The organism is Phyllobacterium zundukense (assembly GCF_002764115.1).
Lineage (GTDB): Bacteria > Pseudomonadota > Alphaproteobacteria > Rhizobiales > Rhizobiaceae > Phyllobacterium > Phyllobacterium zundukense.
In genome coordinates, this window is sequence record NZ_CP017943.1 from 440,148 (window position 1) to 462,137 (window position 21,990).

General features: G+C 57.5%; 16 protein-coding genes and 3 pseudogenes. 7 read left to right on the forward strand and 12 right to left on the reverse strand.

Features of this window, described 5'->3' with window-relative positions; translation table 11 throughout:
• Positions 1 to 594 precede the first annotated feature (594 nt).
• Positions 595 to 1,716, reverse strand: coding sequence for an aminomethyl transferase family protein (locus BLM14_RS27780; RefSeq protein ID WP_100003274.1), 1,122 nt, complete (start codon positions 1,714 to 1,716; stop codon positions 595 to 597).
• A 471-nt stretch (positions 1,717 to 2,187) separates the two neighbouring features.
• Here BLM14_RS27780 and BLM14_RS27785 point away from each other — a divergent pair, with 471 nt between their 5' ends.
• The 6 genes and pseudogenes from BLM14_RS27785 to BLM14_RS27810 all read left to right on the forward strand — a co-directional run.
• A complete protein-coding gene (locus BLM14_RS27785; protein ID WP_100003258.1) occupies positions 2,188 to 3,354 on the forward strand; it encodes an NAD(P)/FAD-dependent oxidoreductase in 1,167 nt (388 codons plus the stop codon).
• 86 nt (positions 3,355 to 3,440) lie between these two features.
• Positions 3,441 to 4,205 (forward strand): electron transfer flavoprotein subunit beta/FixA family protein, encoded by a 765-nt coding sequence (locus BLM14_RS27790; protein ID WP_100003275.1) that lies wholly within the window; start codon positions 3,441 to 3,443, stop codon positions 4,203 to 4,205.
• A 23-nt stretch (positions 4,206 to 4,228) separates the two neighbouring features.
• Positions 4,229 to 5,161 carry an electron transfer flavoprotein subunit alpha/FixB family protein gene (locus BLM14_RS27795; RefSeq protein ID WP_100003276.1) on the forward strand — a complete coding sequence of 311 codons (933 nt, stop codon included), beginning with the start codon at positions 4,229 to 4,231 and terminating at the stop codon, positions 5,159 to 5,161.
• Positions 5,162 to 5,190: 29 nt separating this feature from the next.
• On the forward strand, positions 5,191 to 6,075 hold the full coding sequence (gene purU / locus BLM14_RS27800) for a formyltetrahydrofolate deformylase (RefSeq protein WP_100003277.1): 885 nt from the start codon (positions 5,191 to 5,193) through the stop codon (positions 6,073 to 6,075).
• 3 nt (positions 6,076 to 6,078) lie between these two features.
• Positions 6,079 to 6,966, forward strand: coding sequence for a bifunctional methylenetetrahydrofolate dehydrogenase/methenyltetrahydrofolate cyclohydrolase FolD (gene folD, locus BLM14_RS27805; protein ID WP_100003278.1), 888 nt, complete (start codon positions 6,079 to 6,081; stop codon positions 6,964 to 6,966).
• Positions 6,967 to 6,983: 17 nt separating this feature from the next.
• A pseudogene (locus tag BLM14_RS27810) lies at positions 6,984 to 7,643 on the forward strand (NAD(P)/FAD-dependent oxidoreductase); the annotation flags it as partial.
• 51 nt (positions 7,644 to 7,694) lie between these two features.
• On the opposite strand, the gene BLM14_RS27815 reads toward BLM14_RS27810, so the two are convergent.
• Genes BLM14_RS27815 through BLM14_RS27825 form a run of 3 tightly spaced genes read right to left on the reverse strand, consistent with a single transcriptional unit; the run spans position 7,695 to position 12,032 of the window.
• The gene (locus BLM14_RS27815; protein WP_133123944.1) at positions 7,695 to 9,809 is read right to left on the reverse strand and encodes an ABC transporter permease; all 2,115 of its coding nucleotides are present in this window, start codon (positions 9,807 to 9,809) and stop codon (positions 7,695 to 7,697) included.
• Positions 9,785 to 10,825 (reverse strand): glycine betaine ABC transporter substrate-binding protein, encoded by a 1,041-nt coding sequence (locus tag BLM14_RS27820; protein ID WP_100003280.1) that lies wholly within the window; start codon positions 10,823 to 10,825, stop codon positions 9,785 to 9,787. The genes BLM14_RS27815 and BLM14_RS27820 overlap by 25 nt, the downstream gene beginning before the upstream one ends.
• A 22-nt stretch (positions 10,826 to 10,847) precedes the next feature.
• On the reverse strand, positions 10,848 to 12,032 hold the full coding sequence (locus BLM14_RS27825) for a quaternary amine ABC transporter ATP-binding protein (protein ID WP_100003281.1): 1,185 nt from the start codon (positions 12,030 to 12,032) through the stop codon (positions 10,848 to 10,850).
• A gap of 1,273 nt (positions 12,033 to 13,305) precedes the next feature.
• Between BLM14_RS27825 and BLM14_RS27830 the strand changes: the two genes are divergently transcribed.
• Positions 13,306 to 13,548 (forward strand): hypothetical protein, encoded by a 243-nt coding sequence (locus BLM14_RS27830; RefSeq protein WP_100003424.1) that lies wholly within the window; start codon positions 13,306 to 13,308, stop codon positions 13,546 to 13,548.
• A 456-nt stretch (positions 13,549 to 14,004) separates the two neighbouring features.
• On the opposite strand, the gene BLM14_RS27835 is transcribed toward BLM14_RS27830, so the two are convergent.
• From BLM14_RS27835 to trbI, 8 genes and pseudogenes are all read right to left on the reverse strand, one after another.
• Positions 14,005 to 14,421 carry an aspartate 1-decarboxylase gene (locus BLM14_RS27835; protein ID WP_100003282.1) on the reverse strand — a complete coding sequence of 139 codons (417 nt, stop codon included), beginning with the start codon at positions 14,419 to 14,421 and terminating at the stop codon, positions 14,005 to 14,007.
• 115 nt (positions 14,422 to 14,536) lie between these two features.
• Complete coding sequence (locus BLM14_RS27840; RefSeq protein WP_100003283.1) at positions 14,537 to 15,526, reverse strand: beta-ketoacyl-ACP synthase III; 990 nt, start codon at positions 15,524 to 15,526, stop codon at positions 14,537 to 14,539.
• The gene (bioA, locus tag BLM14_RS27845; RefSeq protein ID WP_100003284.1) at positions 15,523 to 16,725 is read right to left on the reverse strand and encodes an adenosylmethionine--8-amino-7-oxononanoate transaminase; all 1,203 of its coding nucleotides are present in this window, start codon (positions 16,723 to 16,725) and stop codon (positions 15,523 to 15,525) included. Before bioA ends, BLM14_RS27840 begins: the two co-directional genes overlap by 4 nt.
• On the reverse strand, positions 16,722 to 17,360 hold the full coding sequence (gene bioD / locus BLM14_RS27850; protein ID WP_100003285.1) for a dethiobiotin synthase: 639 nt from the start codon (positions 17,358 to 17,360) through the stop codon (positions 16,722 to 16,724). Before bioD ends, bioA begins: the two co-directional genes overlap by 4 nt.
• Positions 17,357 to 18,502 carry an 8-amino-7-oxononanoate synthase gene (locus tag BLM14_RS27855; RefSeq protein ID WP_100003286.1) on the reverse strand — a complete coding sequence of 382 codons (1,146 nt, stop codon included), beginning with the start codon at positions 18,500 to 18,502 and terminating at the stop codon, positions 17,357 to 17,359. The genes bioD and BLM14_RS27855 overlap by 4 nt, the downstream gene beginning before the upstream one ends.
• Positions 18,499 to 19,493, reverse strand: a pseudogene (gene bioB, locus BLM14_RS27860) (biotin synthase BioB). The gene BLM14_RS27855 and the pseudogene bioB overlap by 4 nt, the downstream one beginning before the upstream one ends.
• Positions 19,494 to 19,658: 165 nt before the next feature.
• Positions 19,659 to 20,326, reverse strand: a pseudogene (locus BLM14_RS27865) (GntR family transcriptional regulator).
• 353 nt (positions 20,327 to 20,679) lie between these two features.
• Entirely contained in the window at positions 20,680 to 21,990 is a 1,311-nt protein-coding gene (gene trbI / locus BLM14_RS27870) for an IncP-type conjugal transfer protein TrbI (protein ID WP_100003287.1), read from the reverse strand.

Genomic DNA, 21,990 nt, shown 5'->3' on the forward strand with positions numbered 1-21,990 from the left:
GGCGGACCGGGGTCGAGCCGCGGCGGTGGAAAAGGCCGGACCGAAAGGCTGGCAAAGCCAACACGCATCGAGGTCGGATGCAAGGGCGGCCGGGGTATTGAAGTCGATGTCTTGATCGCGCCGGAAGCGACGAAGGCCCTGATCCCGTAGATGGAAGAAGCATGAATGGGTACCCGGTGCGAATGCCGACACGCGCAAGAAGATCGACAGATTGATCGCGCTTGTGCAGACCGCTCTGCGTGAAAAGCCGGCATCTTGATCAGTCTTGGTCGAGGATCACGGTTTCAGCACGGTGCGCAGGTCTCAAGCAAAAGCAGCGGCTTGGCGGTGTTGCGCGCGAGCCACCCGAAATCCAAAGGAGATACGGTGATAAGCAAACCGGAACAGGCTCCAATACAAACCAAACCCTGAGCCGCCTGCGCCTCGAAACGCGCAGCCCTGCCAGGTGAATACCGAAGCTGTAGAGCCTAAAGCAGATACAGCCTCAATACGCGGACAACCGACTTTTGCTTAAGACTCCATCGCCCGCCGGGCCCAGACAGTGAACCCGGCGAGCCAACGTAACGAAACCACCGGTCTCGCAAGCTGAATAGGTTATGCTTTTTCCAACATAACGCGCGGATCCGCCCTCACCCGCTCGCTCTTGGGATCGAAAAATCGGTAGGTGCTTTGAACCTTGACCGATTTAGGCCCGCTTCCGCCGACCACCTGTAGGTCTGTCCCGGGTTCGGCAAATTTAATGTTTACCCAGCCCCGACCGATATTCCGTTTAAGCAACGGACTAACCCAGCCTGTAGTTGTTTCACCAACTACTTCACCGTTATAGGTGAGCTTCAAACCGCTAGCGATTGCAGGGGCCGATATGTCAGCTTCGATGCCCACGAGCTTCGTGCGGAGGCCTACCTCTTTTCGGCGCAGCATCTCATCTCGACCATGGAAAAATGTCTTTTCGAACGCCACTGACCAACCCAGGCCATATTCCAGTGGTGAACCGCCCTTATAGAAATCCGCACCGAATAGAAAGCCTTTGTCCACAGCGATAGGGAATGCGGCCATCAATCCAAATGGGCCGCCGCCAAATTCCGCGCAGTATTTCGTAAATTTTTCCCACATCCCGAGCGCATACTCAGGACCGAAGTGAACTTCATAACCTAGTTCACCTGAGAACCCGACTCGCGCGATCGTCGTTGGAACGCCCTCGAAGTCGACTTGCAGGAAACGATTGTGCTCAAGATGAGCGACATCAACAACCTTTTCAAGAACATTGATAGATTTGGGTCCTTGAATGGAGAGAAAGGTGTTGGATAACTCAGTGATCCAAACCTTCCGGCCTTCGGACTTTTCGGCGATCCATTTACGCGATGCCTCTCGCGCGATGCCGCCATGAATAATGAACCGGTCTTCTTTCATCCAAAAGATGATGACGTCGTCAATGAGATTAGCTTGGTCATCCAAGATACTTGAGTAAAGTGTACCGCCTGGGCTAATCTTTCCAAGATCGTTTACAATCAGAGTTTGTATAAAGTCAAAGGAGTCCGGCCCGCACACGCCAAAGCAACTTTGGAAGTCGTATTCTGCGAACCCTACACTATTGCGAATCATCATATATTCTTGATCCGTCGAAGTTATATGGGAAGCAACTCGCCATCCGCCAAAATCTATCATGGGAGCTTTAAGCTTCTCGTAGATAGGATCGTAAACCGTTCTCATTTCCATAGTGCAGCTCCAGCCTATACCTGTTTCGCTATCAAGATGATTTCTGAATTCCAAGAATTTGCGATACCCTGCTTGTCACCAAAAGCTGGTTTCTGTCGCGGTTATCCGCTAGCGGGTTTTCTCCGCCCGATCAGGAACATTGTTTCGGTAACTTGTTCGAGTTCGGACAGCATGAGCGTATGAAAAAATTTTGTCAAGAATGTTCATTATCGGCTGGACAGAAAAATATTTCCAGAGTAGCGTTATTATCGAACCTGTTCATAGGCATTTGCTGAATGACCGGAACTTAGGGGCTTGAGCCAATTGCCTGCACGTTAGTGGCGTGCCTTGGGTCCCTGGTTGTTGGCAGCCTGTGGGAGAGGAGATGCCTCTATCTTTAACATCAGGTGGATCGCTCCCAGGAGGGCGATCACGCCTTAAGGGACATGGTTGCGGCATGCTTTTAGTTTTGCAGTGACCCGGGAGAACTAGATGACCGAGAAATACAGCTGTGACGTGCTTGTGGTCGGCGCCGGAATCGCGGGTGCGGGTGCGGCATATTATCTGTCCAGTCAAAAGCTGAACGTGATCCAGGTAGAAACAGATCACCCGGCTTCCGGTCCGACGGGGTCATCCTCCGCCGTGTGCCACTTGTTTTATCTCGATCGTGAGCAATCCTTGCTGGCAAAACGCGGTATCGAGATTTTGAAGGATCTTCCGGGCGCTTTCGATCAGTCCGGTTGTCTTTGGGCCTGCGGCCCGGATAATGAGGCTCTCTACCGTGACGCGGTTAACCGTATACGCAATGTAGAAGGCAGCCGAATTGAAGGACTGACCGGAGCCCAGGCCTCGGCGCTGCTGCCGCACTTCAACATGGACGGGATAACCTTCGCTGCATGGGAAGATGAATCTGGGCATTGCGATCCCTATGGGGCGACAAACGAACTAGTTCATCGAGCGCGCGCGAACGGTGTTAAGTTCCTGGGTGGGCGTTCCGTTACCGATATTCATGTGACCAAAGGGCAGACCACCGGCGTAACTCTCAGCGACGGAACGGTCATTACGACCGAACGAGTGATACTTGCGACCGGTGTTTGGTCTAAGGCACTTGTGGCCAAGCTTGGAGTGAACCTGCCGATCTTCATCGAGCGTCACTTCATGGCCGTGATGGACGCACCTGGTATCGCACGAAAGCTGCTCCCCCATTCCTGGGTCGACGAGACAACTAATTGCTATGCCCGGCCAGAAGGCGAGAACACAATCCTAATCGGAACGTGGGGCGGCGGTGGTACTGGCATCGAGAACGAAGCCCTGGCCGCAGAACACAGCCGGATGAACTATCGCCTCGAGGTCGCCGGCGAGTTGGACCGCACGATCACACAGGAAGAGGCCGTTTGGGCCATCGAGCATATCATGACCCGCTCCCCAGAAATTGCAGAATTGGGTATCCGCCCGGGCTATGCATGCCAATACGATATGAGCGAGGACCACCTTCCAGTCGTTGACGAAATACCCGGTGCAAAGGGCCTTTTCGTCATCGCCGGATCGAGCGGGCACGGCTTCAAACTCGGCCCCGCAATGGGCGAATCTGTCGCGAAGTGGGCACTTGGTGAACGCCAGGAACTGCTTGAGGCATTCGCCTTGGCTCGGTTCGCATAGAACTGCATCCCCAAAGCAATAACCCAATTGAGTGTTGCTCAGGGAGCAATGCTGCTCTCAAGGTTTTGCATGATTGGAACACACGCATGAAGATTCTCGTCCCAGTGAAGCGGGTGGTTGATTACAACGTCAAGATCCGCGTGAAGTCGGATGGCTCGGGTGTCGAGCTCGCCAACGTAAAGATGTCGATGAACCCGTTCGACGAGATCTCCGTCGAAGAGGCGCTGCGGCTCAAGGAAGCCGGCAAGGCGGAGGAAGTGGTCGTCGTTTCGATCGGCCCGGCCAAGGCGGAAGAGACGTTGCGCACCGCCCTCGCCATGGGTGCCGACCGCGCCGTTCTCATTGAGACCGACGATGCCGTCGAACCACTGGCCGTCGCCAAGATCCTGAAGGCCGTAGCTAACGCCGAGAAGCCGGGCCTCATCATCGTCGGCAAGCAGGCCATCGATGACGACAGCAACCAGACCGGCCAGATGCTCGCAGCCCTCCTCGGCTCGGCCCAGGCAACCTTCGCCTCGAAGATCGAGATCGGCGGCGGCAAGGCGCCAGAGGGCACAGCAAGGGTGACCCGCGAAGTCGACGGCGGCTTGCAGACGATCGACGTCAAGCTCCCCGCCGTGGTCACCACGGATCTGCGCCTCAACGAGCCGCGCTATGCCTCGCTGCCGAGCATCATGAAGGCAAAGAAGAAGCCGCTCGATAAGAAGAGCCCGGCGGACTTCGGTGTCGATACCGCCCCGCGCGTCAAGGTGCTGAAGACCGAGGAGCCATCGGGCCGCAAGGCAGGCGTCAAGGTCAAGTCGGTCGCCGAGCTCGTCGAGAAGCTTAAAGTCGAAGCAGGCGTCCTCTAAGGTTCGAGAAAGGAATTACGACCATGGCCATTCTTCTTCTGGCTGACCACGACAATTCGAGCCTTTCCGACCAGACCGCCAAGGCGCTGACGGCAGCCGCAAAGATCGGCGGCGATGTTCATGTGCTGGTCGCGGGTAAGGGCGCCAAGGCTGCTGCCGATGCAGCCGCCACGCTCTCCGGCGTTTCCAAGGTGCTGCTTGCCCAAAGCGAGGAACTCGCCAACAACCTCGCCGAGCCGCTGACCGACCTGATCGTCGCGCTGGCTAAAAGTTACGACACGATCCTTGCAGCCGCGACCTCGACCGGCAAGAACGTGTTGCCGCGCGTCGCCGCCCTGCTGGACGTCGCCCAGATTTCCGAGATCATCGAAGTTGTCTCCGCTGATACCTTCAAGCGTCCGATCTACGCCGGCAATGCCATCCAGACCGTTCAGTCATCGGATGCCAAGAAGGTCATTACCGTGCGCACTGCATCCTTCCCCCCGGCCTCCCAGGGCCCAGCTGCTGCCGTCGAGGAGATATCGACGGCAGACTTTTCTTCAGCCGTTTCGTCCTTCGTTGCAGATGCACTTTCGACCTCCGATCGTCCGGAACTCACATCAGCCAAAATTATTATCTCCGGCGGGCGGGCGCTCGGCTCGGCCGAGAAGTTCAACGAAATCATCCTGCCCGTCGCAGATAAGCTCGGGGCCGCCGTCGGCGCATCGCGCGCTGCCGTGGACGCCGGCTACGCCCCAAACGACTTCCAAGTTGGGCAGACTGGCAAGGTTGTCGCACCAGATCTCTACATCGCCTGTGGCATCTCCGGCGCTATCCAGCACCTCGCCGGCATGAAGGACTCGAAGGTCATTGTCGCCGTCAACAATGATGAGGAAGCACCGATTTTCCAGGTCGCGGACTACGGCATCGTCTGCGATCTCTTCGAAATGCTGCCGGAGTTGGAGAAAGCGCTCTGAGCACACTCCTTAAAATTGGAACGAAACACATGGACAGATTCACCCTCACCGTTACGTGTAACAGCCGGATTGGGATAGTTGCCGCTATATCGGGCTATTTGGCGACCCAGGGCTGCAACATTGTCGATTCGTCCCAGTTCGACGATCTGGATACCGGCAAGTTCTTCATGCGGGTAAGCTTCATTTCGGAAGAACGGGCCGATCAGGCAAAGTTGATCGAAGGCCTCAAGCCAATCGTTGCCGAATTCGGCATGGACGCCGAGATCCACGATGCGACCAAGCCTATGAAGGTCATGCTGATGGTCTCGCGCTTCGGTCATTGCCTGAACGACTTGCTTTATCGCTGGAAGATCGGCGCCCTACCGATTGACATTGTCGGCGTCGTCTCCAACCACTTTGACTACCAGAAGGTGGTCGTCAACCATGACATTCCCTTCCATCACATTAAGGTGACGAAGGAGAACAAGCCGCAGGCGGAAGCGCAACTGCTGCAGATGGTCGAGCAGACCGGCACGGAGCTGATCGTGCTTGCCCGCTACATGCAGGTCCTGTCGGATCTGCTTTGCAAGCGCATGTCTGGGCAGATCATCAACATCCATCATTCGTTCCTGCCGAGCTTCAAGGGCGCCAATCCTTACAAGCAGGCCTATGAGCGCGGCGTGAAGCTGATCGGCGCGACGGCGCATTACGTCACCGCCCATCTCGACGAGGGTCCGATCATCGAGCAGGACACGGTGCGCATCACCCATGCGCAGTCGGCAGACGATTACGTCTCACTCGGCCGCGATGTCGAAAGCCAGGTGTTGGCACGTGCCATTCACGCCCATATCCATCACCGCACCTTTATCAATGGCAACCGCACCGTCGTCTTCTCGGCAAGCCCCGGTTCTTATGCCTCCGAGCGAATGGGGTAAATCATGGCTGAGGTCATCGACGGTAAGCAGGTAGCGGCATCTGTTATCGAGAGTGTCAAGCAAGCTGCAGCTGAACTGGAACGTTCGAAGGGTGTGAAGACCGGCCTTGCAGTTGTCATCGTGGGCGATGATCCGGCAAGCCACACCTATGTCGGCGCCAAGAGCCGCATGGCCAAAGAATGCGGCTTTGCCTCGATCCAACACACCCTGCCGGCCGAGACGGCGCAGGAGGAGCTGGCCGCGCTGGTGCGGAACTTGAACGAGAATCCGTTGATACACGGCATTCTCGTCCAGCTGCCGCTGCCGAAGCACCTGGATTCCGGCCCGATCATCCAGTCGATCAAGCCAGAGAAGGACGTCGACGGTCTTCACGTCGTCAATGCCGGCAAAGTCGTGACCGGTGATCTCGATGGCGGCCTCGTCTCCTGCACCCCGGCCGGAGCTATGGTGTTCGTTCGCCACGCACACGGCAACGATCTTTCGGGCCTCAACGCCGTGGTGATCGGTCGCTCCAACCTTTTCGGCAAGCCAATGTCCGCCCTGCTGCTCGCGGCCAACGCAACGGTGACGACCGCCCATAAAGGCACCAAGGACCTGCCCGGCTTCTGCCGCAACGCCGATATCCTCGTCGTCGCCGTCGGCCGTGCCGAATTGGTCAAGGCCGATTGGGTGAAGCCGGGTGCGACTGTCATCGACGTCGGCATCAACCGCATCAGCGTCGACGGCAAGTCGCGCCTAGTCGGCGACGCCGCCTTCGAGGAATGCGCCAAGGTTGCGGGCGTCATCACCCCAGTTCCCGGTGGTGTCGGCCCGATGACCATCGCCATGCTGATGGCCAACACCGTTATCGCCGCGCAGCGTTTAAGCGGCCTAGGCGCGCTGAGACTTTAATCGGCCGAGGGAAAGCTATGGGCATGACCGAAATACCCGAGCGCGAAAGCATGAAGTTCTCGTGGTGATCGTCGGCGCGAGACCCGGCGGCCTGTCTGCGGCGATCCGGCTGAAGCAGGTCAATCCGGACCTCACCGTGGTCGTCTTGGAAAAGGGCTCGGAAGTCGGCGCCCATATCCTCTCCGGCGCCGTCGTCGATCCGATCGGCATCGACCGCCTGCTTCCCGGCTGGTGCTAGGAGGAGCGCCATCCCTTCAAGACGGAAGTGACGGCCGACGACTTTCTGGTGCTCGGTCCGGCCGGCGCCATTCGCTTGCCGAACTTTATGATGCCGCCCTTGAGGAATAATCAAGGCAATTACATCGTCTCGCTCGGCAACGTCTGTCGCTGGCTGGCGGGCCACGCAGAAGCGCTGGGCGTCGAGATCTATCCGGGCTTTGCCGCAACCGAAGTGCTTCATAACGACGAGGGTGCCGTCATCGGCGTCGCCACAGGCGACGGGCACCGAGAAGAACGGCGAGCGGCTTGAACTACACCCCGCGGCCATGGAACTGCTCGGCAAGTACATGCTGATCGGCGAGGGCGTGCGTGGCTCACTCGCCAAGCAGCTCATCGCCAAGTTCGACCTGTCGAAGGATCGCGAGCCCCAGCAATTCGGCATCGGCATCAAGGAGCTCTGACAGGTCGAGCCCGATGACAGGCCGGCCAGTACCATCGGGATGAGCGGATTACGCTGCCAGTTTCTTGCTTTTGCCGCCTCCCCCGCCCTGCAGTATACGATCAAGAAGCATCGCGAGAGTGATAACTGATACGCCGGCCTCAAATCCTAGGGGCAGGTTGACGCTTCCGACGGCCCACATGACTCTTTCACCTAGACCTATTGTGCCGATCATTGCGCTGACCACAACCATTGCCAAGGCCGACATGGTGGTCTGAGTGACTCCCAACATGATTGACGGAAGCGCGGCGGCAATCCTGACCTTCCAGAGAACTTGACTCTCCGTGGCCCCAAAAGCTCGCGCTGCCTCTACCATCTCTATATTGACTTGGCGCAGACCCAAGTTTGTTAGTCGGATGACCGGTGGCATAGAATAGATGACCGTCGCAAAAATTCCGGCAACGATGCCGATCCCCAGAAACATCACCGCGGGGATGATGAATAGGAAGATAGGCAATGTTTGCATAACGTCGAGCACTGCTCGACCGACGGCCTCAATCACATTGCTTTTGGCCATGAGAATACCAATTGCCACACCAAGGGTCACCGAGATTGCGACAGCGACTCCGACTATCGCTAGCGTTGTCATGGCGTGCTGCCACATCCCAAGCATTCCGATCAAAAAGAGAGCTGCGACAGAAATTAGGCCCGTGCCAGCACCTCTTCTTCGGAACGCGAGCCAGCCAACGACCAAGGTGACTATCGGCCATGGCATCCAAAGTAGTGATTTTACAAATGGCAGGAGGATGTTCCTGATCAGAAAATCGCGAACCGGATGAATGTATGGCGCGACATTCAGGTTAAACCACCTAATTGCGTTATCTACCGGGCCATTCAGCGAGAATGTGAGTAACCCGGGGGAATTGCCGTCAGCACTAGGGAGAGCCAGTGCAGCAGCAGTGGCCAAAATAATCAAGGCTGCCGCCTGAAAAATGGCGGGATATAGCCCCCCGGATTTGGGGTAAACTCGTTTGGCTAGACGACCAACATGCCGGCGAGCTTTAGCGCGCATTGTTTCATTTTTATCGACGGAAGGCTGATTTCCATCGAACCCGGCGACAGGTGCCGACCTTGTCGTGCCTGGGGTAATGCGAGGCTGGCTTAGCGCGTATCCGAGGCGATCAATCAAAATTGCAATGAAGACGATCGCGAGTCCTGCTTGGAGACCACGGCCAAACCGAAGCTGTTGAACGGACCGCCACACCTCTATTCCCAGCCCCCCCGCGCCAATCATACCAGCCATGACCACTACGCTCAGCGCCAGCATCACTGTCTGATTCACTCCAAGCATTATCGACGGCCTGGCAAGCGGCAGTTCGACCTTTGTCAGTACCTGGACCTTGCTGGCACCGAATGCCCGCGCGGCTTCGATCGCCTCCGGCGGAACCTCTCGCAACCCTAAGTTGGTTAACCGGACCACTGGAGGCAGGGAGTAGATTATCGTGATTAGGACCGCCGAGGGAGCCCCTGTTCCAAAGACAATCAAAAACGGAATAAAATAAACTAGCGAAGGACAGGACTGCATGGCATCGAGAACCGGTCGGAGTAGCTGCGTGAACCGGTCGCTTCGGGCCGCCAGAACGCCCAATACCAAACCGAACACAACGGCAAACAGGAGAGCAACAGCCATTAATGCGGCCGTTTCCATCGTAGGCTCCCACAAGCCCGTTGCACCGACGAATGTAATGCCAACCAGGCCGAACAAAGCAAGGCGCACCGATGCCAACGTGGCAACCGCAATAACGACAACAGCCGCTATGACTAGCGGCGAGGTCGAGAGCAGGACATGCTCGGTGAAATCGACCGCCGTAATGATAGTACTACGGATGCCGGAAAACAGCCACGGGATTGTCCTCACCGTCGCATCGACTATTGCGTCGATCGCTTCCCCGACCGGTAGTTTCCACTCCGCCGGAAAGTTATGGTCCATGCCAAGAAATCCGTAAAGGACCAAGGTCATGCCTGTGGCAGCAACCACCGCGATCAGCTGAAGCAGAAAGCTGTAACTGCTGCCACGTTTCACGAGGGCTCCAAACTGGAGCCCTCGAACGGTGATTGGCCTGATCTCTGACATTGCTATTTGATCAGTAGCATCAACCATCAGTTTGCCGCCTTCGGTATCCACTTGCGCCAAACTTCCTCGTTTTTCGTGAGCCACTGGCGAACCGACTCTTCTTCGGTTATTCCATCCTTGGCGACTGGCACCATCATCTCGCCTAGGTGCTCACGCGTCATATGAAAGTTCTGAATGAATTCCCACACTTCCGGATACCGCTTTGCAGCGTCGCCGTTCATGCCATTGTACATGGTCTGGTCCTTCCAAGCGCAGGCGTACGTCGTCCCCCAGCATTCCTCCGTGTAGGGAGGAAACTTTACCAACGTCATGTCAAGCATATACAGGACATAGTGGGGGTCCCACATGAGCGCCATAATTGGCTCGCCTCGCTCGTATGCAGAGAAAATTTCTGCCACAAGGGCTGCCTCTGATCCGGCGAAGCGCATATCGTAGTTCAGGCCAAGGTTTTTAATTCGCTGTGGATCGCCATACAGCTCGGCCCACGATGGATCGCCGCTCAAGTAACGTCCCTTTGGCTCCGTCTCGGCGGTGGAAAAGATTTTGGCGCAGTCGTTCAGCGCACGCCAATCAGGTAATCCTGGGCATGAAGGCTTAATGCCTCGCTTTGGGTCCCCACGGATGACGTATGATGGTACGTACCAGCCTTCGAGTGCTTTCATGCCCTCGTTAGGCGAAAGGACGATCTTGCCCTCCTTCTCGGGCTGCTTGTAAAAGGGACTGCCGGTCAGATCCCAGATTTCCATGAGGACGTCTGCGTCGCCCCTAGCAAGCGATTGGAACCCCGGCACGAAGTCGATTCGCTGAACCTCAACATCGTAGCCCATCTTCTCACGTAGGATGATCTCGGCAACCTTGGTGTTGATAACCTGGCTGATCCAGTTCATTTCAACCAGGACCAGCTTCCCCTTGTTTGTTTTAGTCTCGGCCCATGCTGACAGTGGTGAAATGATGACGCTCAAGCACATGAACCAAGCGGCGAACAGCTTCCAGCGCCGATGGCGCCAAGATGCCTCGTAACGGTAGCCGCTGATTTTTTTACGGCCTTCTATTGTCCCTTCACTCATTTTGATTCCTCCCTTAATGAGCTCACATGGTCTTATCCACGTTCTCTTCCAAGTTATTTTCAGCCAAAGCCCGCATTACTTCCTGCCGCTCTACACCGCCTAGTAGCCTGCCCTCATCATCGACGACCGGTATTGGTCCGTCGAAAACGGCGAAAAGGGAAAACAACTCTTCAAGCCGGGCGTCGGGCCGAACGCTCGCAACTTGACGAACCGCCGCATCCGCGGTTGCTGGGCTCTCTGCGGTCGCTAGATCGAACGCTCCAGAAAATCGCCCCTTGTCGTCGACGACGAAGACCGGTGTCCGACTTCCTTGGATTTCCGCCGTCACCGGAGCATCCTTCAACTGCCCTTGGCACAAAGTCGGCAATTTTGTATTCATTACACTCCTGACCCGAATGACTTTCGAGCGAGGTACGTCTTGAATGAACTTCGCCACATATTCGTCGGCGGGTCGTGCAACGATTTCCTCTCCGGTGCCGACCTGAACGATTTCCCCATTTCTCATGATTGCGATTCGGTCACCAATCTTCACCGCTTCTAGGAAGTCATGAGTGATGAAGACTATAGTCCGCTGCATCACGTCCTGCAGACCGAGAAGCTCGTCTTGCATCTGGCGTCTTATGAGCGGATCAAGTGCACTGAAGGGTTCGTCAAAGATGATGATGCTTGGATCGACGGCTAGCGCTCTCGCAAGTCCCACGCGCTGCTGCATGCCTCCGCTCAACTCCGAAACGTGCCGTTCACCCCACCCCTCGAGACCCACTCGGCTGATGACCTCGAACGCCCGCTCACGCCTCGCCCGCGACGGAACGCCGCGTATCTCCAGCCCGAAACCGACATTATCGACCACAGTTCGATGGGGGAGCAGTCCAAAATGCTGGAATACCATGGCGAACTTCTCGCGCCGAACAGCCGAAAGCTGCTGCTGACTCATCTGAATGAGATCTTCGCCGTCGAGGCGTACTTCACCGGCAGTAGGCTCAATCAGGCGCGTGAGACAGCGAACAAGTGTCGACTTCCCGCTTCCTGAGAGGCCCATTACGACGAATTTCTCCCCATCGCGCACCTGTAGTGAAGTATCGCGTACTGCAACATGATGGTCGGCCAGCTGGCTACCATTTGCATGCCGCAGATCGTCCAGAAATTTGCGGGGCCGAGGTCCGAAGACTTTCCATAGTCCGCGACAGTCGAGGCGAATCTCAGCCATGGCGCGTCAACGAACTCTAAATGGAGTTATGAAGGTAGTTGGTGTGACTTGTTCCGTTGTCATCTTAATGCCACCCCGTTGTTGCGACAGACACCAGTCAGCTATGAAAGACGCTTATTTGCGCCCTCCGTTTTGCCTTGTCATAAAGGCCCAATGCTACGATATAATCGTTTCAATGTCAATGAGAGCAGCGTATATTGAGCTATTATTTTCAGAGCATTGTGCTTTACCCGGCAAAGGAATGGCGGGCAAAGGAGTATAGAGAGCGCTCATATTGAGCGAGGAAAGATAATCGGAACGCGTGCCGACGGATGTAACCGGGAGACCAGATTGTTCCGACCAACCATTGCCGCACAGCCGCTGCCGGCCGCTCAATCTCGGCCGCCGCAGGATTTCAACGCGCCGAAGACAATGCCTCAAACTCTCGCCGCAACGCTTCCACGTCATTAACCTTCACTACATGCACTCTGAAGAGCGCTCCCGACTAGCGGGAAAGATATAAACAACTCTCCCACTATAATTTCACCACGCGCGCGTGTTATCTCTAGGGCGGCTCAGTCGTGGAACTGAGCGGCAGGTATTAAATCAATCTGGGAGGAATCGGACAAGAAGACCCGGAGGGACGGCCCTTTGAAGTCCGTACGCGGGTGATCTTTCCAATTCGAAGAAGCAGCGCCAGAGGTGGGCGTACTTGTGGTCGGTTTCAATGGGGCGAAGCTGGGGGCAACTCCGTTATTGCCGTTGCTGCCTGATTTACGGTGCTGTGGACTGACATTGTCCTGGACCCCTCCCGATTCGCTTCCTCAGAATATCCCATTACCCCTTCCGGTCCGCTTTGGTAATGCGTGACAATACGTAGGGGGTACAAGACGTGCCGCTGCCCTCCCGCGACGTCGAACAATCGCCGCCGGCATTTTCGCGCCCTCGAACGCCCCGGATCGCAAAACTGTGTTAAGTTGGCCTTACGGTCAGGAGCAGGAGCGGTGTGGCTGGCTATCGTCTTCAAGATTGCGGCCGGCGCGTTCTTTGCCTGGATGACGTGGCTTATTGTGCGTGGACCAGTAGTCCAGACAATTGATCGGGGTGACTGACTCTTGTCCGACATTTGAAGTGCTGGAGCATGCCCATTCCGGCCGACATGCGCCCTTGGACGCCAAACCCGATTGAGGTGGATGTCCGTTTCTTGCCGCGATTAAGATTTGTCGATCGCCCTTACCCGAATGGAATAGCTGACACTGGCAATCTAACTGCGCACACCGGACACAACCCCTTCATGGTTCAACCCACTCAGCTCATTGTTGTCATGGCATTCTTCAGGGCGGATGACGGTGAGCTCGTGCCAGCGTTTGACGCTGCAAAGTTTGGCAGCGAAGAGCAGGCGCTTCGCATCGCACGCCACCTGGCCGGCAAGCACGTCGGCGTGATCGCCTGGAGCCGGGAGGCAGAACCCGGTATGGATGGTTACGGTCCGCCGACAGTTCTGTTTCAATCTGGCGACATACCAGACATGGAGTGATGATGAGAGTTCGGGATGCGATCAATCGCGATCTGATCAGGTACAGCAACGATTCACTATTTCTCTCAACACATGCAAAACAAGCGCTTCTCCGCGAGGCATCTGTCGCGATCCGTTGCTACCAGACACTGGTTGCGATCTCGGGTCAAACTCGATGCTCTTCGTGATGCAGCGCTTAAGAGCGGCCGGGGAAATCTTGCCTTGCTGCCCCTCCATCTTCCAACGCGAACGCTTCGCTTAACAATGGGTACTGACCATTGTGAATCCGCGATCTACTCCGATTCTTAATATTGACGACTTATGCCGCGTGTAACTTGGCTCGAACACAACTTTCAGTCACTCGCTTTTTTAGACCTACAAACGTCTCATGCCAAAACGTTCGGCCCAAAGCTTCCAGTCAGTGTTGACGTACAAGAACGTATTGTTCTTACTGAGAAATGATTTTCGATGGACTGGTCAGACGCGAGAAACAAGAGCGGGTATCGCCAACGGCTGATTCGACTCATCAAAAATGGAGAAGTTATATCCGTTCTCACCAAGGCTAACGGAGTAACTTAGACGGTCACACACGCGGTTGTCTTTGTCGAAAGTAACGACCCGTGGCTTCAAAGACGTAATCCTTTGCTCGTCTAAATAAACCGAATTGCAGACGATGATTGGGTCGCCAGGCTGGCAAGTCCGCGCCGCAGCACCATTGAGAATGCAGCATCTGGAGTGGCGCTCACCGAATATGACATAGGTTGAAATGCGGTCGCCGGAATTCTTGTTCCATATTTCGACAAATTCCATGGGGAGAATGCCTGCTTCCTCGCAGTGAGCAGGATCAAGGGTAATCGAACCGTGGTAATTGAGGTTCGCCTCTGTGACGTGTATCCCATGAAGCTTGCCGGCGACGCATTGTTTTTAATGTCCTTTCGTTTTAGATGCACCGCTATCACCATACATCCGGGGCGGCTCGGTTTAATCGGATAAGACCCGCATATCTTCGCTAGATGCCCCAGACGACCGCGCCGCCTGTCAGGCCGGCACCGGCTGCCGTCAACAGCAGCTTTTCTCCCGAGACAAATGGTTTTGCCTGGTGAGCGAGCGACAGCGAGAGCGGAATGGTTGCGGCCGAGGAGTTGCCGTATTCAGCGATCGTGCGAACGATCCTTTCAGGCTCAATCCCGATATTCTCGCCAACGACGTCGAAGATACGGGCATTGGCCTGATGCGGGACGAACCTCGAGACCTCCGCAGCCTGAAGCCCTGCGCTCGCCAGCGCCCGCCTGGCGCAAAGGGTCATCATTTGCACGGCTTGCGCAAAGATTTCCCTGCCATCGCGCATGGTCATCAAGCATTCCTCGGCGGCCATGCCGGGACCAAAAGGCTGCTTCGACCCCCCCGCTGGAATCGAAATCAGGTCATAGCGACTGCCATCAGATGCCAGTTCTAAACCGAGAACGCCCCTTTCTTCATCCCCTGATGGGACCAGAACCACAGCGCCCGCAGCGTCGGCAAAGAGCACGGCGCTGGCGCGTTCTGCCGGATTGATGCGGCGGCTCAAAATATTGGCCGCGACCACGAGCACAGGCTTGCCTTGCGTTTTAACAAAGCCGTCGGCCAATGTCAGCGCATAGATAAACCCCGAGCAGGCGCCGGCAAGATCGATCGCACCGGAATTCGCCAAGCCAAGATGATGGGCTAGCAACGGAGCGGAAGGCGGCAGCAGATGGTCTGGGGTCGATGTCGCCAGGATCGTCAACGCGATGTCGCCAGGGTTCACGTTGGCATCGTAGAGCGCAACGCACCCTGCCCTTGCTGCAATTTCAACGAGTAACTCCCCGTCTACCGCCCAGCGCCGCGCGCGGATGCCGGTCCGGCGCTCGATCCAGCCGGGTTCGAGACCGAGCTGGTTTTCGATCTGCGCATTTTCAACACGGCGCGCTGGCACGTAATGGCCAAATCCGGCAATACGGCTTGCCTTGACCGGACTCATCGGCCACCGCCTTGGACAATCATGTCCGCTGCCTCATCAATGGCATCGTAGGTCCGGTCGAGATCGGCGCCCGTCACGCAATAGGGCGTCATCAGGTAGATCACATTGCCGAGCGGCCTGATCAGGAGATTTCTTGCCTTGAAGAATGCCCGGAGCTTCGGCCCAGCCTCCGATAGGTAACCGGTCGCCGGGACATTGACGTCAAGCGCAACGATCGTCCCGGCCTGACGCACGTTACCGAAACGGGCGTCCGCCTTGAACCGCTCCAGCCTTGCGCCATGCATGGCGACGAGCGACTGGATAAGTGCCGTGACCAGCTCCGTCTTCCAGACCTCGAGGTTGGCCAGCGCTGCGGCACAGACGATCGGATTGGCAGTGTAGGAACTCGAATGGAAGAAGGTCCGGCTTCGATCGGTGGAGAGGTGTGCGTCGAATATTTCCGCCGAACACAAGGTCGCCGCCAGCGGCAGGGACCCGCCGGTCAAGCCTTTGGACGTGCACAGGATATCCGGTGCGATGTTCGCCTGTTCGCAGGCAAAGAGAGTGCCCGTGCGGCCCCACCCGGTCATCACTTCGTCGGCGATCATCAGGCTGCGATGCCGTGTCGCGATCGCCTTCAGTTCAGCCAGAAGCGATGCCGGGTACATAAGCATGCCTCCTGCTCCGAGAACCAGCGGTTCAATCAGCAGCGCTGCAACCTGTCCGCCGCGGCAGAATGCCTCGAAGGCGTCGAGCGTGTCCTGTTCTCGTCCGGGCATTGGAAACGGCAGTCTATCCACATCGAAAAGCATGGGTTCATAGGCCATATTGAACACGCCCCGTTCGCCCGCCGACATCGTCCCGATCGTGTCGCCATAGTAGCCATACTCCATGACGACAATGCGGGAGCGCGGCGTGCCCGAATTGTGGAAGAAGCCGAGGGCCATCTTCAGCGCCACCTCGACGCAGGTCGAGCCGCTGTCGGAATAGAACACGTGGTCGAGACCGGCAGGGGCAATGGCGACCAGTCCTCTCGCCAGTTCCTCCGCCGGCTCGTGGGTATATTCGGCAAAGATGATCTGGTCATAGGTCTCGCTGGCACGTCGGATCGCGTGACCTTGCTCATCCAAGAGATAGGCGCCGTCAGTCCGCACAATGCGCTTCATTGCCGGCTCGAGTGCATGCTGGGTAAATGGATGCCAGACAGCGGAGCAGGTCACAGGAGCCCTTTCTGAAAACAGGAAATGTCGAAATGAACTTGAAACGCCTGGCGCAATGCGCAAGGCGTCAGGGGATCAAGCAGCGGTAACCGTCCAAGACAGTTTACGTTGCCGAGTTGGGGGATGATCTCCAGCGTATCGGTCTGTTCGTTGCCGATGAACGCAACGCCGAAAACCGAAATGGAACGGCGGCGCAGAGCTTCAAGTGATAGCAGCGTGTGGTTGATCGTTCCAAGCTCGGTGCGGGCGCAAAGGATCACCGGAATCTGCCAGCGGGCAAAGACATCGGCGAACACTTCGCTTTGCGTCAAGGGGACCAGCACGCCGCCCGCCCCTTCGATGACAAGCGGAGACTCCATCGACGGAGGTGACAGTGCTTCCGGGTCAATCCGAACCTGGGCAATCCTGGCAGCCACATGCGGCGAAGCCGGCGTCTTTAGCCGCCATGCCTCAGGGACGATACGTTCGGGCGGTATCCGTCCGAGACGCTGGACTGTTTGGCTATCCGTTTCTCCTGAAAGGCCCGATTGGACGGGCTTCCAGTAAGCAGCACCAAGCGCATCGGCCAATGCTGCCGAAAATACCGTCTTGCCGATATTGGTGTCCGTCCCTGTGACAACAAAACGGAGTGTCATGCTGCCTCCTCGATAAACTCGGTCGCCAAGGCGTCAAACATGCGGACAATTGCAGCCCGGTCGACGTTGAGTGTGACGGCAATCCGCAAGCGGGCTGTCCCTTCAGGCACCGTCGGCGGGCGGATCGCACGAATATCGAAGCCCTCGGCGCGCATACGTGCGGCGATACGCATTGCGCGGCTGTTGTCGCCGATCATCACCTGCAGTATCTGCGATCCGCTGCCTTCGAGCCCAAGCACCGCCGTCAGTTGCGCATTGGCAAAGGTTCGAAGGTGCGCGAACTCCGTGCGGCGCTCCGGTTCGTCCACCAATATTTTCAGGGCCTCCCGAACAGCCGCCGCCGTCAACGGCGAAGGTGCCGTGGAGTAGATGAAGGCGCGTGCGCGGTTTATGAGGTAATCGCAAACGACGCTGTTCGCGCCGACAAGCGCCCCCGCAACGCCCAATGCCTTCCCGCATGTGTGGAGCAGGATGACATTGTCCCGGCCCTCCATCCCGGCAGCAAGACCACGGCCGTTTGAGCCGAAAACGCCGGTCGCATGCGCTTCGTCAATGACCAGAAAGCCGTCGTGCCTGTCTGCCAGCTTCAGAAGCTCGGCCAGCGGGGCGCGGTCCCCGTCCATCGAATAAAGGCTCTCGGCCGCAATCCATGGATGTCCCATGCCACCCGCGGTGCGCCACTGACGGATTGCATCGTCGAAACGCGCAACGTCGTTGTGGCGGACGGGAAAAGCCTCTGCCCGGCTGGCTGCGATACCCTCATGCGCGCTGGCATGGATAAGAGCGTCATGGACAATAAGATCGCCACGTTGCGGCAGAGTCGAGAACAGCGCGGTATTCGCGGCATAACCACTGGAGAAATAGAGCGCCCTCTCCGTCCCGAAGAAGGCGGCAGCCTCAGCTTCGAGCGCCTGATGTTTCGGATGATTGCCCCGCAGCAGACGGGACCCGCCGGAGGCAACGGCAACACCGCGCTCGAGGGCCTCGGAAATGGCGGAGCGGATGCGCGGTGAGTTGGCGAGACCAAGATAGTCGTTCGACGTAAAATCGATGCCATCCTGCGCTACCAGCTCGCGCCTCCGTCCCTTCCGCTCCAGCCCGTTCAGCGTCGTGGCGTAGCGGGCAAGACGCTCGCGCATCATTCAGCTGCATCCAGCGCCGTCGGCTTCAGACCGAGACGGCGAAACAGCCCGGCATCATGATCTTCGCCGGGATTGTCGGCGGTCAAAAGCGTATCGCCGACAAAGATGGAATTTGCGCCGGCAAAGAAACACAGCGCCTGCATCTCGTCGCTCATGTCCGTGCGTCCGGCCGAGAGGCGGACATGCGTTTGCGGCATGAGGATGCGGGCAAGCGCTATGGCGCGGACAAATTGAATGGGATCAGTGGGAGCGGCGTCCCCAAGTTTCGATCCAGGGCTCGGTATCAGCATGTTGATCGGTACGCTTTCCGGCGGAACCGGAAGATTGGCGAGCGTCACCAGCATGGCGACATGGTCATCACTCGTCTCGCCCATGCCGAGGATGCCGCCGGCGCAGACCTTGATCCCCGCCTCGCGCACATTCGCCAGCGTCTCCAGGCGATCTGCGGGCGGGTGGTGATGATTTCCCGGTAGAAGCGTTCCGAGGTGTCGATGTTATGGTTGTAGTAATCGAGGCCGGCGTCGGCGAGCCTGCCCGCCTGATCAGGCGAGAGCATGCCGAGCGTCATGCAGGTCTCCATGCCAAGCGAGCGGACGCCCTCGACCATGGCGACGATCATGTCCATGTCGCGGTCTTTGGGGCTGCGCCAGGCCGCGCCCATGCAGTAGCGTGTTGCCCCGCCCTCCTTCCCTTTGCGGGCCTCGGCAAGCACTCGCTCGACTTCCATGAGTTTGGACGCCTTGAGACCGGTGGGATAATGCGCCGACTGGCTGCAATAGCCGCAATCTTCCGGACATCCCCCCGTCTTGATCGACAGAAGCCGGCTCATCTGTACGGCGTTTGGGTCGAATTGCGCCCTGTGGATGGTGTTCGCCCGAAACAGCAAATCATTGAACGGCAAATTATAGATTGGTTTGGCCTCTGAAAAACGCCATCCTAGAGCGGCTGAGGCAGTTGGATCGATGGATTGCAACTGGGGCGCCTCCGGCATGCGGGAATTCTGCGACTCATAGGATGGGTAAGAGAAATTATAGATAGAATCGATACTTATCTATAACTCTAGCCAGCACGAACAAAAACGCAACCGAATAAGACGGCCTTCGAAATAGAGCGGCTTTTGTAAGCAGCACAGTAGCAGGCTTTAAGGGTGGGCATGCTAGCCGACGATCGCGAAAGCGTCTCGCGTCGAACCCGTCGCGCTTTTGATGGGCTTTTGCCCGATCCATTGAACGTGCCGCTCAAGCACGGCAACCGCGTTGTCGATGTTGCCCTGGCGCAGAAATCCAAGGATAGCGCGGTGATCGTGATCGGTCCGCACTTCCCAATCGGAGCGCCAGGCGGCAAACAAAAATCGCGCGCTCACCGAATGAAGGTCATCGATGGCGGCGAGAAGGCGTGGCATGCCGCACGGCACGAGGATCAGCCGGTGAAACCGCCGGTTTGCCTCCTCCCAGGAGCGCACATCCCGCGAATTGTCCCGGCAACGGTTGCCTCTTCAGCTTGCTCCAGAATTGAGGATGTCAAATGTTGGGCAGCCTGCCGCAGCGCAAGACCCTCGAGCTCGGCGCGCATCAGCGCTACTTCCCACACCTCCTTGAGATCGAAGGAAGCAACGCGTACACCCCTGCGGGGTTCGCTGACCGCAAGCCCCTGCGCCTCCAGCTTGCGGAACGCCGCCCGTACCGGCACATGGCTCGCACCGAATTCCTCCGCGATGTGATCCTGCCGCAGTTTCGTACCCGGCTCCAGCTGGCCGGTTACGATCCTGTCAGCAAGAATACGGCTGATGCGGTTGGCGATTGTGTCTGCATTCGTTGCGGTCATGTTTTATAGATATTTTGCTTCACCGAGCTTGTCGAGCCCGCGCGAATCTTTTCCGCAGATAAAGCCGTTGTACAGCTCCCCCGAACCTTATCACGATTGCTAACGGCCGTGGGGAGCTCGTTATCTCGTCGAATTGCTCCTGGGATGCCGTCGCTGCCAGATAAGGGGTGCCCAAATCGCCGAAATTCTTGACCCACAACTGGCATGCGACACTACCTGTCGGCCCGATCCTCCGGAACTTTTATCGGCCGCGTTGCAGAACAGCCGTGCCGTGCTCGATCCTCGCTAACATTTGCCGGCTCCTCACCGCTCCCCGAGGGACGAAGTAGATCCCTTCCTCACCGGCGACGCTGTCAACTTTTGTAGTCTCCCGGGAAAACGATGTCCTGATCGACGAGCACATTGAACTTGTAGCCGGGGCGGATCTCGAGCGTCGGCTGCACGTCCATGTTTCTCTGAATGGTTCGATCGGCCACACGCCCGAATGTCTCGGCGAAATTCCGTCTTGCGGCATCCGAGGCCGTGTCTTGTGTCGCGAGTGTGGAACTCTGCGGGATCGCCATGTCCATGCCAGTGCCGATCATCGCGATCAGGATAGCCGAACCGAAGGTCTGAAGCCACTTGCGGTCGACCTTGTCGCGGAAGCCGCTGTAGCCTTGAGCGTCGGTGCCGGCCATACCGCCGATCTGGAGGGTAGAGCCGTTCGGAAAGATGATGTCCGTCCAGACGACGAGCACGCGGCTCTGGCCGAACGACACCTTGCTGTCGTAGCGCCCGAACAGTTTCGCACCCTGCGGGATTAGCAGCCGGTGGCCGGTGGCGCTGTCATAGACGTTCTGGCTGATCTGGGCGGTGATGCGGCCGGGAAGGTCCGAGTTAATGCCGGTGATCAACGTCGCAGGAATGACCGAGCCACGCTTCAGCTCATAGAGCGATTGCTGCGGCACGACACGGTTCGGCAGGTATCCAAGCTCCCTGAGATCGGTGTTGAAGAAATCCTCCTTGGACCGCTGCCCGTTCTGGTCGACGTCCTGGCCGCCGAGGCCGTTTTTCAGGGCAGCGGCATAAAGGTCGGGCGTGGTTTGGTTCACCGTCGAGGATGCGGTGGTCTTGTCGGCCGACGCTTGGTTGTCTGTCTTGTCGGTGCGTGCCTCCAGCTTGCTGCGGTCGATGGCAAGGGGCGCGTCATAGGCCGCGTCATTGGCCTGCAGCCGTGCCATCCTCTGGCGTTGCCGCTCGCGCAGATATTGCTCCTGCTGCTCGCGCTTCAGCCGCGCCCGCCAAACCGCCTCGGACTCCAGTTCCTGGTTCTTGTCCGGTTCCACCCGTACCGGCTGCTCCGCGAACGGATTGGTCTTCTTATCCTCCTTTGTCTCCACAGGCGTCGGCTGGAAGGTGACCTTCTGCTCTGTGTCGCCGATGATGCCGTCCGTGACACCGCGCTTCATCTGATCGGCAAAGGTCGAGGCAGGCGTTCCCGTACTCGTGTCCAGTCCCGCATCTTTACCGAAGAACAGCCCGCGCGAGGTCAGGCCGTATATGATCACCGCGAGGAAGGTGATCACCAGCACGATCACTATTATGATCGGCAGGCGGTTGATCCGGCGCATGCCGGCCTGTGCGTCCTCGGTCGCAGCAGCGCCTAGTTTAAGCGATTGTACCAT

Coding starts and splice junctions, on each gene's coding strand:
- BLM14_RS27780 (WP_100003274.1), bottom strand. CDS start 1,716: ATGGAAATGAGAACGGTTTACGATCCTATCTACGAGAAGCTTAAAGCT.
- BLM14_RS27795 (WP_100003276.1), top strand. CDS start 4,229: ATGGCCATTCTTCTTCTGGCTGACCACGACAATTCGAGCCTTTCCGAC.
- BLM14_RS27820 (WP_100003280.1), bottom strand. CDS start 10,825: ATGAGTGAAGGGACAATAGAAGGCCGTAAAAAAATCAGCGGCTACCGT.
- BLM14_RS27840 (WP_100003283.1), bottom strand. CDS start 15,526: ATGAGTCCGGTCAAGGCAAGCCGTATTGCCGGATTTGGCCATTACGTG.
- purU (WP_100003277.1), top strand. CDS start 5,191: ATGGACAGATTCACCCTCACCGTTACGTGTAACAGCCGGATTGGGATA.
- bioD (WP_100003285.1), bottom strand. CDS start 17,360: ATGACACTCCGTTTTGTTGTCACAGGGACGGACACCAATATCGGCAAG.
- BLM14_RS27830 (WP_100003424.1), top strand. CDS start 13,306: ATGGTTCAACCCACTCAGCTCATTGTTGTCATGGCATTCTTCAGGGCG.
- BLM14_RS27855 (WP_100003286.1), bottom strand. CDS start 18,502: ATGATGCGCGAGCGTCTTGCCCGCTACGCCACGACGCTGAACGGGCTG.
- BLM14_RS27785 (WP_100003258.1), top strand. CDS start 2,188: ATGACCGAGAAATACAGCTGTGACGTGCTTGTGGTCGGCGCCGGAATC.
- BLM14_RS27825 (WP_100003281.1), bottom strand. CDS start 12,032: ATGGCTGAGATTCGCCTCGACTGTCGCGGACTATGGAAAGTCTTCGGA.
- folD (WP_100003278.1), top strand. CDS start 6,079: ATGGCTGAGGTCATCGACGGTAAGCAGGTAGCGGCATCTGTTATCGAG.
- trbI (WP_100003287.1), bottom strand. CDS start 21,990: ATGGTACAATCGCTTAAACTAGGCGCTGCTGCGACCGAGGACGCACAG.
- BLM14_RS27790 (WP_100003275.1), top strand. CDS start 3,441: ATGAAGATTCTCGTCCCAGTGAAGCGGGTGGTTGATTACAACGTCAAG.